The sequence below is a fragment of the Methanobrevibacter sp. genome (assembly GCF_045120835.1).
Taxonomy (GTDB): Archaea; Methanobacteriota; Methanobacteria; order Methanobacteriales; family Methanobacteriaceae; genus Methanocatella.
The window spans coordinates 17,819-31,386 of record NZ_JBGVFE010000087.1; the positions used below are offsets into that span (position 1 = coordinate 17,819).

The 13,568-nt window shown below is 32.3% G+C and carries 11 protein-coding genes; 1 reads left to right on the forward strand and 10 read right to left on the reverse strand.

What is annotated here, in order from left to right; all coding sequences use genetic code 11:
• Positions 1-175: 175 nt before the first annotated feature.
• Together ACJMLO_RS07675 and ACJMLO_RS07680 are read right to left on the reverse strand one after the other, a co-directional pair.
• Positions 176-2,341, reverse strand: coding sequence for a right-handed parallel beta-helix repeat-containing protein (locus ACJMLO_RS07675; RefSeq protein WP_405295511.1), 2,166 nt, complete (start codon positions 2,339-2,341; stop codon positions 176-178).
• A 93-nt stretch (positions 2,342-2,434) separates the two neighbouring features.
• On the reverse strand, positions 2,435-4,273 hold the full coding sequence (locus ACJMLO_RS07680; protein WP_405295513.1) for a right-handed parallel beta-helix repeat-containing protein: 1,839 nt from the start codon (positions 4,271-4,273) through the stop codon (positions 2,435-2,437).
• A gap of 577 nt (positions 4,274-4,850) precedes the next feature.
• Here ACJMLO_RS07680 and ACJMLO_RS07685 point away from each other — a divergent pair.
• Positions 4,851-6,413, forward strand: coding sequence for a hypothetical protein (locus tag ACJMLO_RS07685; RefSeq protein WP_405295515.1), 1,563 nt, complete (start codon positions 4,851-4,853; stop codon positions 6,411-6,413).
• A 31-nt stretch (positions 6,414-6,444) separates the two neighbouring features.
• Here the strand turns inward: ACJMLO_RS07685 and ACJMLO_RS07690 are convergent, their stop codons facing one another.
• From ACJMLO_RS07690 to ACJMLO_RS07725, 8 genes are all read right to left on the reverse strand, one after another.
• Positions 6,445-6,867, reverse strand: a complete 423-nt coding sequence (locus tag ACJMLO_RS07690) for a DUF3021 domain-containing protein (RefSeq protein WP_405295517.1) — start codon at positions 6,865-6,867, stop codon at positions 6,445-6,447.
• A gap of 8 nt (positions 6,868-6,875) precedes the next feature.
• The gene (locus ACJMLO_RS07695) at positions 6,876-7,316 is read right to left on the reverse strand and encodes a LytTR family DNA-binding domain-containing protein (protein ID WP_405295519.1); all 441 of its coding nucleotides are present in this window, start codon (positions 7,314-7,316) and stop codon (positions 6,876-6,878) included.
• Positions 7,317-7,319: 3 nt separating this feature from the next.
• Complete coding sequence (locus ACJMLO_RS07700; protein ID WP_405295521.1) at positions 7,320-7,592, reverse strand: 2TM domain-containing protein; 273 nt, start codon at positions 7,590-7,592, stop codon at positions 7,320-7,322.
• Between the two features lies 1 nt (position 7,593).
• On the reverse strand, positions 7,594-7,845 hold the full coding sequence (locus ACJMLO_RS07705) for a 2TM domain-containing protein (protein WP_405295523.1): 252 nt from the start codon (positions 7,843-7,845) through the stop codon (positions 7,594-7,596).
• 127 nt (positions 7,846-7,972) lie between these two features.
• Complete coding sequence (locus tag ACJMLO_RS07710) at positions 7,973-8,644, reverse strand: diacylglycerol/polyprenol kinase family protein (RefSeq protein WP_405295525.1); 672 nt, start codon at positions 8,642-8,644, stop codon at positions 7,973-7,975.
• Entirely contained in the window at positions 8,641-9,762 is a 1,122-nt protein-coding gene (locus ACJMLO_RS07715) for a tocopherol cyclase family protein (RefSeq protein ID WP_405295527.1), read from the reverse strand. Before ACJMLO_RS07715 ends, ACJMLO_RS07710 begins: the two co-directional genes overlap by 4 nt.
• A 98-nt stretch (positions 9,763-9,860) precedes the next feature.
• Positions 9,861-11,978: a right-handed parallel beta-helix repeat-containing protein gene (locus tag ACJMLO_RS07720; protein ID WP_405295529.1), complete on the reverse strand. Its 2,118-nt coding sequence runs from the start codon at positions 11,976-11,978 to the stop codon at positions 9,861-9,863.
• 203 nt (positions 11,979-12,181) lie between these two features.
• Positions 12,182-13,561 (reverse strand): MFS transporter, encoded by a 1,380-nt coding sequence (locus tag ACJMLO_RS07725; protein WP_405295531.1) that lies wholly within the window; start codon positions 13,559-13,561, stop codon positions 12,182-12,184.
• Positions 13,562-13,568: the final 7 nt, after the last annotated feature.

The following is a 13,568-nucleotide window of genomic DNA, read 5'->3' on the forward strand; positions in this document are numbered from 1 at the left end:
ACCCCTGAAAATCAAATTCACATCAATCAAAAAATTTTAATTAAACAATTAAAAAAACTGACAATGATAAATTATCTAATATTTATCGTTGTAAATTTAATTGAATAACCTATTTTGTAATATATTGAAAATTATATTTATATCTTGTCAAATATTAAAAAAGAAAAATGGAAGGTTATTTTTTTGTTACGCAGATAATACTTGTTTTTGAAGAAGGTTTAAAGTTTGCATTTCCTAAAAATCTAATTGTACATCTATACTTTTTAGCTTTATTCAATTTTACAGGAAGCTTAGCGATACCCTTGTTGTTAGTTTTAATAATGTGGCTTTTACCATTTAATTTAACAATGACCTTCTGATTTTTTAAAGCTCCCCCAACACCGTCAGTTACTTTAAATCTAAAGACTTTCTTAACATTCCTTTTAACTTTTAAATTAGATGCAGATATCTTTGATTTTTTAGAACCCGATTTAACAATTATTTTAGTGAGAGTTTGAGAATAGTCATAATCATCATTTCCCAAATAGGTTACGGCAACTGAATAAGTTTTTATTGAGGACAGTGAAACCTTGACTTTAGCAATTCCCATATTGTCAGTTATGGCATCATATGTCTTGCTGTTGAACTTAAAAGTAACCTTTTGATTAGGAATTGCATTTACTTTACTGTCTGTTAATTTAACTTGCACATAATCATCTGACAAAGGATATGTGGTCAGAATAGAAGCTGTTAATTTGGTAGACGGATTAATTGGAAGATTAGAATCGTCAATTTTTAATTGAACATATAAGCTCCTGATAACATTCTCATCTGTTCCCGGAAATACGGCGGTTATTATATTATTCTTTGATTTAAAAGAAGAATAACCGCTTCTAAAATCTGCTATACCTACACCATCTTTTATTAAAACGTTCCTATAAATATCACCATTTTGAGGAGTTACACTTGAACAATCATTTAAAAATACCGGAACATAAAATGAATTGAAATTGCTGGCAATATTTCCTTTGGAATCAACTATAGAAATCTGATATACGCCATTTTTAGTTTCCTTTAAATTTAGCTTTAAAGATAAGTCATATTTTCCATTATTGCCCGGAGCAGTTAAAGTCCAAGGAATTGATGTAGTATAATATGTAAATCCGCACGGTACATCATTAAAAATTAATGCATTTTGCATATACACGTATGATTTTGATTCAAGATAATTTCCATTTGCTGATTCGAAATAGATATCTTTTTCAGCATCATACTGCATATCCCCGTTTGCATATTCAATATAGATTCTATGGTGAAGCATCATTGAGCTATGTCCCTCGAAATAGTTATCATCAACAACTGTTAGCATATCATCGCCGGGATTTTTATTTAAATTTCTAGTGCGATAATCATACATTATTGCATGAAGCCCATTTGATAAGAAGATATTTCCTGTAACGACCAGTTTTGTGATGTTTGTATTGACATAAATCCCCGAACCACTATCTTTATTGTCCGCACCATTATTTTCAATATGATTATTTAAAATATTAACATAGTTTGCGCTTGATAAATTAATGCCTGAATTTCCATTATCTTTAATGAAATTATATTTGATATTGATATTTTTTGAATTGCCAAATACAGATATTGCGTGATTTTCATTATTGCTAATTAGACAATCCTTAATCTCAATATTAGAAGAATCGATGATTGTTATTCCATTTATGGTGTTATTTATGACTAAATTAGATAATTTTACATTATTTGAATTTTTAATTATAATTCCCTGGAATCTATCCTCATTTTTAGCATAAAAATTCATTGTACACTTAAAAATGTTAATGTCATCAGCTCCATCAATTAAAATGCCGAATGGAGTTTCTGACCTATGAGTATTTAGAAAAGTGAATCCCTGAATTGTAGATCCGCTACCCTCTTTTGTTATGTAAAAAACACCGAAATCAGATAATCCTTCATGATAATAGTTAGGACATGGAGTGATTGTTGATTTTTCAGTTGCAATAATATTTAGCTTTTTATTTATAGTAATGCGACAATGAGCCGGATTTCCTTCAATTACGATTGTATCTCCAGCATTAGCACCATCTATTGCAGGTTGAATCTTGGGCCATGTCATTTCATTTGATTCCTTTGGATCAAATGGTACAACAATGGTTTTTGGGGAATCTCTCACAATATCTTCATCATATGACACATCAATAATTTCATTAGCATTCTCTTGATTATCAATTGAAATCGTATTGTTAATTGGACTTTCTGTGGCAGAAATGGCTCCCACACCCATAATTAAAATCAACAATAATGAGCAAAATAATAGAATGATTTTAATTTCTTTCATGATAATTCACACACATTATGTAATGAAAACAAATTACATTAAAATAATTAAAAAAAAGAAAAGAAGAAAAGTAATATGAAAAATATTACTTATCTATTTTTTTACAGTAAATTTAACATTTTTGGTAGCTGCGTTGTATTCGCTGTCTCCAGCAAATTTTACAGTAGCGGTAAATTTACCTTTTTTAGTAACTTTAACTTTAATAGTAGCTACACCTTTAGCGTTAGTTTTTGCTTTGAAAGTTTTCTTGTTAACTTTAATTGTTACGGTTTTACCAGCGAGAGCTTTACCTTCAGATTTTAAAGTTACTTGGATTTTTTTAGCTTTTTTAACTTTCAAGGTTGCTTTTTTAGCAGTTAAAGTGGTTACTTTTTTAACAACTGGAGGTACAGGTTTTGCATTTACTGTAATTTTAGCAGAAGCAATGGATCCTCCATAAAGGTTACCTTCACCTAAAAATACGATGCTAGCATATTGAACGCCAGCGGTTGTGGAATTAACTGGTACAGTAGCAACACCGTTTTCATCAGTGACTGCATTTATAATTTTTCCGTCAATTGCAACCATTACAACTTTATTTATTAATCCAGAATTGTTGGAATTTTTTAAAGTTATTACTAAATTAGCAGCATCTCCAGCAGTAACAGTAACATCGGATACTGTTAGAGTAGTGTTAAATATAGTGTCTGTAGTATATAATACGTTTTCGATTACTGCATCACCTGATGAATAAACTTCATTACCATTAATCCAAATTGAGATTCCTTTAACATCACTAGGGTAAGTGTTGCCGGTTACATTGAGAGGGCTACTAATTTCTAAAGAAGAAGCATCTCTTATTAAAATATGGAATAAAGTTACTGTAGAAGCATCAACAGTATCATTATATTTAACTATTTTATTGCCGGTAATATTAATATTTCCAATTTCAGTTGGGCTACCGTGTGCTTCATTACCTTTTTCAGCAGCAATTAATATATTATTATCAATGACTGAAAAATTATTGTTTTCAATTGAAATGTCATCAGATGCTTTTTGTATACTGATTACAGGTAATCCTGACCAGGAAATGTTTCCTTCTTTAAAGTAACCACAATTAATAAATTTGTTACCTCTGATAACTGTACCTTTGGTGGATGCTCCTCCAAAGTAAATGGAGTAACAGTTACCGATGAATGTATTGTCTAAAACTTGATTGGAACCACTACCTTGTGCAATGGATACTCCATCAAGAATAGGCCCTTCAAAAGTATTGTTTTTAACAACAATCTTAGAAGATTGTCTGTAAATATTTAATGATTTACTACCTTCCTCTTTGTTTACGGTAGGATCATTTAATAATTTGGTAGTGTATCCGCCGTTAAACTTATTGTTTTCGATGGTGAAACCGGTAGTTTGCATTACAACAATACCACTATTGAAATCGGTGAATTCACAGTTTCTAACTGCACCATTAGGAGCTGCTGAAACACTAATACCCCAACCTGCAACTGTTCCATTATATTTGAAATCGTTTTTAGGGTTGGTATCGATGAATTTTATTCCTTGAATGGTTACATTTGCTGCTTTAATGGCAAATATACCATTTCCGTCACCATAACCTTTAATAGTAGTTGTACCTTTACCATCAATGGTTATGCCGGTAATATTAACAGTTACAGTGTTGCCGGCAAAATCATAATCGGAATACTTACTTAAATCAACAGTATCTCCTGATTTTGCGGAATAAACTGCAGTCTGTACAGCACTAGCAGTATTATTTGTAGGTGAAATGTCATCTGAAAGTACATCTACAGAATCGTCTGCAGCAATTGCATCAACTGCATCATCTGTGGAAATAACATCATCAACATCTTCAGCGGAAACTGAAGCAACAGAAAGCGCAATTAATGCAACTAAAAGAAAAGACATTAATATCTTTTTACTATCCATTATTTTTCCTCCTTTTATTATTATAAAAATTTCACTAATATGAAACTAGTTAAAAATAAACTAAAAATCAAAATAATCATTAACTATATCCCTATACTAGTGATATTATTTATGTATCGACATATAATATAAATATTATTGTTTATCGATGAAAAAAAAATTATAATAAAATAGATTATTTCCATAATAAACATAAAATATCATTATAAAATATAAATTAATGGTTATAATGTTATTTAAATAAAATTTAATATTTATTTTTTAATATTAATCATTTTAAACAAAATTTATTAAAGTGAAATATATTTCATTTCAATAAAAGTAATTTTTTTCATTTAAATTAAAAATAGGATAATTTAAACAGCTTAAACAATTTAAATACTGTTAAAACTTATATTAATAAGACATTAAAAAAAATATAATTTAAAAATTCAAAATTAATGAAATTTAACAAATATAAATATTGAAAACTTAAAAATCGTTGCGAAAATAGTTATATATTAATAAATACATAATTTAAACCATGTCCAATACATTTTCAGGAGGTGATAATATTAAATTTAAATGCTTATCAATTTTGATAATTATATTTGTTGTTCTGATATCATGCAGTGTGGTTTCTGCTCATGAAGATTCAAACCAAACCATGGAAGACTCACATTTGCAAGCAACTGCAAATGCAGAAGAACCAGTGCTGCAGGATGCCTCCTCGGATTTGAAAATGAAAATCGACAATGCAAAAAGCGGTGATGTGATTTCAATTAATCCCGGAACATATAAAATCCACAATATTAAGATTACAAAAAATATCACACTCCAGGGAAATGGAAATCCTCGAAACATCATTATTGATGGAGAAAACAAGTCAAGCATTTTCCTTATTCGAAGCTCAAATGTTAAGGTCATATTTAAGAATTTAACGTTTATCAATGGATTAACCGATGATTTTGGAGGAGCAATATCAAATGAAAAAGGAAAAATCTATGTTGACGAATGCATATTCATCAATAACACTGCATTGAAAGAAACAAATGCGGGCGGCATTTCCAATTATGGAACAAAATATGAAAGAGGATATCTGTTTGTAAACAACTCCCTATTTGTCAATAATCATGCTGATCATGACGGTGGAGCAATTACAACATGCTATGCAGATTCAGACATTTACAACTGTGTTTTTATAAATAATTCTGCCCGCCGTGACGGTGGAGCAATACGTGTAAGTGTTTTTGGATACGGCAATGTCCAGGACTGCATTTTTATGTTCAATCACGCTGATGAATGGGGAGGAGCATATTACAGCTGGTCGGGCGAGTCAAATATTGAAAGATGCATATTTATGAACAATACTGCAGGCACCAATGGTGGAGCAGTGATGGTTTCAGGAAATATCAATATTGAAAACTCAATCATCGTAAACAATAACGGTGGAGAAACTGGTGGATCATTTTACATTCAACAGCCAATGTATGATAAAAAAACTACCATCAATGTCCACAACAACATAATTACCAACAATACCTCACCTTTAGGTAAAGAGATATTCATAAAATGGCAGGACACACATAATCTGTATACCAAATTTGACAATAATGATTGGGGAGATGAAGACCCGAATGACTCATCAATAAACGATCCGAACAATGTCACTCCAAGAATTAAAGTAAGTTCAACTATCAAATCCAATTTGTTCAGCGTTTTGAATCTTAATCAATTAGACAAATATAGTGATTTACTTAAAGACTTCTTCCCAGAAGACACACTTGATAATCTTAAACAACAGTTTAAGAGCCCTAATCCGGATAATCACAACAAAACCAAAACCACTAATGCCAATTCCAAGAATAAAAAAAGTTCCGACATCAGTGACAACAAAAATGAACTAAAATCCGATTCACAAAAGGAAAGCAATTTAAATAGGAATGCAAACCCTGAAAAAACTTATACAAGTTCCAATGGCCCATTGGTTTATGGAAATTCCACTTCACATGGTGAGGACAAAAAAGCTTATGAACTAAATGAAACCGGAAAATCAGTTTCAAAACAAGCAAATTTAGATATTAAATTTTTCATTGCGGGGATAGCCATCATATTCCTATTATTAGCAATCGGATATAGAAAAAACAAGATTTTAGAGTAAATAGCTGAGCTATTTACTTATTTTACTATTTTTAATTTTTTAATTTATTATTCAAGTCACGTGCAACCAAATAATAATAAACATAAAAACCACACCAAAATATGGCTGCAAATACACATGCAATTGCTATCCAGGTTATTATTGGTCCGATTCCCAGATTAATTGGCATCCATTTCAAATAAACAGCAACAAGGAACAGTACCCCCAATCCAATGACCATTTGGAAAATTACCTGAAGAGGAAATGCAATATCTTCCCTTTCATAGATTAACCCACTTAAAGAAAATGCCCAACCCGCAACGATTGAGCCCAAAAATGCATTAATAACATCAGTTCCTGAGAAATGAATAACTTCAGGACCATACTGGAGAGACATTATAACCATAATAAGCATGACAATAAAGCATCCCACAAAAGCTCCAATTGATAATCTTTTAATCAAATCTGTTTTCATGTTTTCACCTATAAATCCAAAGCATTCTTAAAATACGGCAAATATTTTCTTGAGATATTGTCTTTCAGGCCATTTTTGAGTTGTATAAACATCATTCCCTTAAGTGAAGGAGCCACACGTTCTATTTTTTTCAAGTTGACAATGGTTGTTTTTGAAATGCGCACAAAATCACCGGTTAATGATTCTTCCACTTGATACAATGGCTTTTTAATCAAATACTCATTATTTTTAGTATATACTTTAACCTGTTTATTTTCTACCCTAAGCATATATACATCACTAAATTCCAAAAGTGCAATGTCTGATCCTTTCTTGACCGCCAGCATTTCACTGGATTCATCACTTTCCAGAATTGACATTGCCTTTGTAACATTATCCGTTAACTCATTGGTGTGAATATCTGCATACGGCTCTTCAATATCTCTTGAAACAAATAAATTTACCTTCATAATTTAATCTCTTAATTTTTCCATTTCCTCTTGGATTTTACGTTCTCTGTAATCATCACTGAACTTGTCAACAAACACATATGCCATTAAAAAGTCTTTAAATACACCAATACCCCAGAAAAACATTGGGAACAATACCCACCAGAATTCCGGTGTGAAAAACCAATTAATAACAGCTAAAAATGCATTAACTATAATATATGCTTGCAAATTCCTATAAAATTTGATTTTTTTATCAACTATTTCTTCAGCTCTTGAGTATAAATTATCAGACATCTTATTCACCCATTTTTGAAAGTTCTTTTTCAATCATTTCTTCTCTATAATCATTAATGGGGCAGGCTTTGAAAAATTTGTTTAAAAGACCAATACCCCAGAAAAACATTACAAAGAACAATAACCAGAAACTTTGTAAAAACAATAAGCAAATAATTGCTATTATTACATTTACAATCAAATATTTATATAAGTTTTCTTGAAATTCGATTTTTGCATCAACTCTTTTTTCTGCTTTTTCTCTTAAATCCATTTAATCACCAATTAACTATTCGTTAATATAACTTAGTAAAAGTCTATATAAATGGCTATTTGGCGAGGTTTCCAAGATGCAAAATTTGGATAGTGAAATGCAAAAAAAAGAAAGTGAAAGTTAGTAACTATAATACAGTTACTAAATAGTATAATATTGAAGTTAATGCCGGAACTGTCAGATTGTCAATTCCACCATAACTGAATGCCTCACAAAGTGTTGCAACCGCAGAAATCAATATAATATTCACAATATTAAATTCAGGCATTGCATATCCGATAGATGTGAAAACCATCCATACAAATACGCTCATAACTGTAGTTACAACAAACATTGAAAGTGATCCTTCAAGAGATTTTGTACTTCCGAAAATGGAGAATTTGACTTTACCGAATTTAATACCGATTAATGCTGCAAATCCGTCACCATATACTAATGGTACAATGGCTAATGCTACAATCCATAATTGATTACCGAATACTATTAACAGTATTGTCCAGATTGCTGAATAGAAAAATAATCCTAATGCATGACCTGATTCAGTCATACTGTTTTCTATTTTTATTGGAGAGTATTCTGTCAAAAGGAATGTTCCGATTGAAGCAGGCAATGTCAGTCCTATAATCATGACCCAGGGGTTTGAAAAGAATGGCATTGCAAATATCATATTACCTACCATAATATGGAGGAATTTGCGTGAAAATTCAGGTCTTGACTTTAAAACCTTTTCAGCTATGATAAAAATTGCAATTACATAAACATATACGACAATTAATGCAATGATGTCAGTGAATATCATTCGTCATCATACTCCCCATATTCACATCCTGCATTTTCTATTTTAACATGGTCAATTAATGTTCCATCTTTTTTATATAATTTGATTTCACCCCAACCGTTTCCACCGTTCCATAGGCGGTTGTGTCTTTTTTGACCATCAGGAGCTTCATAGTTGAACAGCATCATTTCATCACGTTTACACCATAATACCAATTCCATTTTGGAATTTTTATTGCTTGCGTTAATGCGCCATGTGTGAACGTCTTCACCTTCTTCAAAGTCGAAATCAATTTTTACCAGGTTCCAGAATCTTGCAAAGTTGTATTCATACATGGTTCCTTCATAGTAAAACCCGATGAGAAGTTTACGTGGAATTTCAATACCGAATGCCTTTGGTCTTCCACCACCAGCTTCAAAAGCTGAATTATTCAATTTTTTACCAGAAATCAGACTTGTAATATTACATGATGAAATCCAAAGCCAAGGTGAAGTAAAGTCTCCTCCCCAGTTTTTATCGGCATACCCATATGATTTTTCAGGAATTACCTCATATTCTTCTCCATCCAACCATATTGTTCCACTATACTGGGTTTTAATTCCTTCAGCATGCCAGAACATTTCAAATGAGTTCAGTTTTCTAAATAGTGAACTGGCACCATAACCTACATTGAAAGTGATTTGTTTGTCGATATCCAAATCCCACATCATGTCTCCGGCATCTGACATATATTCAGGGTGATTTTCAGCATCTTCCTGTGATACTCTTGCAAAACCACTCATATGTGTTTCCGTTAGGCTGCAATCACCGATCTGAATGTTTAACTCATCATCAGGACAGTTAAAGTATTTCATTGAGTAAAAATTATGAATCTGCTTTGGATTTTTTCCCCAAGTTCCCGCCTTAATCATACAGTATGAAGGTTTTTTGCCTGCTTCTTGGTTTTCAGGCAATTGTCCAAGAACTGGTTCTTCTTCAGCTAATGCAGGATTGCATGTAAAATATTCAATAAAAAAAGGTCTTTCCTCTCCGGTTTTCTTATTATATGCAGTTAAAGAATGCCACCACCAATCATAACCTTTCTTGGCAAGAGGTCCCTTGAGCATATAATGGTCTCTTTTCAAATCACTCTTATTCATATTAATCCTCCAAAGGTAAGATAATATGATATCTATTAAAAATCGTTTAAATAATTTTTTGTAAAAATTGAGAAAAAAATAGTAAAAAAAGAAGATGATTATCTTTTGGAATTCATTTCCTTAATATCATCACGATAATAAAAACCGACAGTCAATACCATCAGTAAAACAATGAATGAAATTCCAGTGACTTTAAAGAATTCATCTTCATCAAATATGATTTGTTTTACAACAGATTCTGATTGTGAACCTGGATTGCCTGTATCACCAGAACTTGCCTCAGAAGCACCTGCTTGAGCAGAAGACTGTGAATCATAACTCTGAGATACATCATTTACCTGATTGTTTGCATTGCTTGCAGGGTCGGATTTTTGACTATGGGTGCTGTTTCCATTACTTGAACTGTCCTGTTTTGAAGCACCATTTCCTCTGTTGGCGTTTCCTCCGGAACCATCCCCTGAGCCGTCACCATTGCCATTTCCTCCACCGGTTCCAATATCTTCATATAACTGATAGTTTGGGATTGTTGGATATGTGTAAGATGGGGATTGTCCATTTGATGAAGGAACAATTTTGGTTTTTGAATCAAAGATATTGTCCCTTTTGGAATTATCAACAATAGATTCAACCAAATCCCCATCATTAGCATCAACATTAAATACTGCTGTTCCACCACTTACTGTGATTTTTAATGTATTTCCGTTTGCTGTTGTGTATGTTAGAGTTCTGTCTGGAAGTAAACTGGCTATATTTCCATTTGAATCTACAAATGTGGCCTGGAACTGATTCGGACCAACCTGTTTAACGCTGAATTTTATATTGTTGGATTGGATTTTAGGACATATTCCCGAATAATCTGTGTACCAGTTATCGCCTAACTGCAGTCTGGATCCGGATTCATAAATTGAATCTTTTGCTTCAACATCCGTATGCAGATTGCTGTGAATTGCATTATAGCTGATTTCCTGAGTGTTAGGCTTTACATAGCCATCAAAGAACTGAATACCGTTACCCCAATTCGAAGAAATTACATTGGATTGAATATAAAAGTTTCCGATATGGGCTATTGAAATGCCGTTTTCATGGTTAGAATCAATCTCATTGGATTTGATATTTATGTTGTCTCCGGCATTATTAATCATAATAGCATCTTTTTCATTAACATTAATCGTATTTTTGCTAATGTATACATTGCTAGGTCCTTCACCATAATTAACATCATTGATTTTCTTTGATAAATGGACACCATATTTGTTGTACATTATGGTATTTCCATAAATGTAAACATTATTGGATTTGGCCACTTCAATACCATAATCATTGTTTTTGATGTCATTATTAAAAATATACGCATAACTAGAATCCGCTAAGGAAATTCCATTTTTAGAATTCTTAACAATATTATTCTTAGTAATGTTTAAATATTTTGTTCCGGTTGCAACAATAGCATTTCCCTTACCTGAAATGTCATTTTTAATGATTTTAACATATTCCGCATCCTTTATCACAATTCCATTACCTGCACTTTGAATCTTAAATCCTTTTATTGTGGTGAGTGAAGCACCTTTACCTTTGATTGTGATTACAGTCCCTGCACTTGATTTTAAAACAGTATCAACCTCACTAATCAATGTTAAACTCTTTGTAATGACCAGATTAACATCTGAATAGCTTGGACCCTTAAACAAAATGACATTATTTACTTTTGCATTATCAATAATTTTTTGGATTTCAGAACTACTTAAGCCCGCATCCACAACACGAGTATTTGTCATCGTTACAGTTGTCGCTAAAGATGAGGCCCGATAATTTGTGTTTCCAGCAAATTTTGTTGTGATTGTGTAAGTTCCATCATTTAATCTAAGTTGCAGCGAAGCAATACCATTATTGTCAGTTGTCCTTGTGTATGTTTTGCCTGAAAGCGCAAAGGTAAGTTTAGTATTTGCCAATACCTTTCCATTGGCATCATTCAATTTTACCTTGAAATAATCCCCGATTACATCGAAATTGGTGTTGCCTTCAACATCGATATGGGTATTAACTTTACTTGAGGCCTGAAGTGCACTTTCATTAACTTCATGAACAGCCAACACTTCATCATCCACTGAAGCACTTAAATCTTCACTTGTTGAGTTATCAATCTCCTGAGCCACACAGAAATTTAAGCTTAATAGAGCTATGACAAACAATACAACAATAAAGCCTTTTTTATTCATTTTTCACCTCCTCTAAAATCGATTAGCAAGGAATTAATTATTGATAATTTTCCTTATTATATACTATATTGTTTACCAATATATATTATTGTGCTTTTTTAGGGCGAGAAACAATGATTTTAAAAAATAGATTTTAAATAAGTCAGTATTTTCATAATAATTAGCATTATGAAAATTTAAAAAAAGTGGAAAGTATGATGAGTTCACATTAAATCGTGAATCTCATCTTTAATATACAATATTACAATTACTGCTGAGATAATGGCCAGTACTGACATTACAAGAGATGTTTGGCCAAATGCAGCAACTGATACGCTGTTGTGACCAACGTTTCCTCCGGCAAATGCCGCCATCAATACCACTGCAATAGCAGATCCTATTGCTCCTATAATCTGCCTTACCGTATTGTTGATTGCAGTTGCATCCTCAACATCGCCTGACACTACAGCTATTGTCCATGTTACAGCAGGCATCAGACCTAAACCTGCACCTATCGCACGCACAACCTGAGTGACCAGCATGTATTCAACTGATGTTGATGAATTATATGTCATCATTATCAGATAACCTAAAACGGTAAATGCACATGATAACAGAAGCACTTTTCGAACACCGAATTTATTGGCCATCAACGGGCCGATAAAGTTGAATACAATCATTACCAGTGTTGCCGGAAGCAGTATGATTCCTGATGTTGTTGCATCATGACTGGTTATGCTTTGAGCAAAAAGTGGCATTATAACATTCAATCCACACATTGTAAAGTAAAGTATTGCTGAAAACAATGTTCCAAAAAAGAAATACTTGTTTTTTAATGCACGCAAATCCAGTAGAGGAGTTTTAATGTTAAACTGTCTTTTTACAAATAGCACCAATGAGATTACCCCGATTACAATAGGTAATATTACCCATATCAAATCGAATCCTTTTTGTGCAATATTTGAAAATCCAAACATTATTCCAACACAGGAAAGCACACATAATATTAATGAGATTATATCAAGCGGATAATGTCCTGTTTCAAATTCCAGTTTTACTACGACTGCTGCAATTAAAATCAAAATTGCAACCAATATTGCAAATATTAAAAATATTGACCTCCATCCGACTGAATCAATTATGAATCCTCCCGCTGTCGGTGCAAGTGCTGGAGCTATTCCAATGATGAATCCAAACAAACCCATGTAAACCTGCCATTTTTCTTCTGGAATAACTTTAAACAAAACGATTTGAGTTATTGGAAGCAGAATTCCAGACCCGCAGGCCTGAATTACTCTTGCAATAATCAGCACCACAATGTTTGGTGCAACGTATGCTATAATTGATCCTATCAAGAATAGGGTTAATGATGAAATCAGTATTGTCTTGACCTTGAAACGGCGTGTGAAAAATGCTGATAATGGTATCATAACACCCAAAACAAGTAAGAATGATGAGTAAATCCATTGTGCAGTTGTTGATGACACATGAAAATCGGTCATTATGCCGTCAATTCCTGTTGTTACTACACTTTGAGCCGCACTCAATATTGCAGCCGCAATTATAAAAATAAGTAAAGTTGACATTCCTCGATCTAGTTTCATATTATAC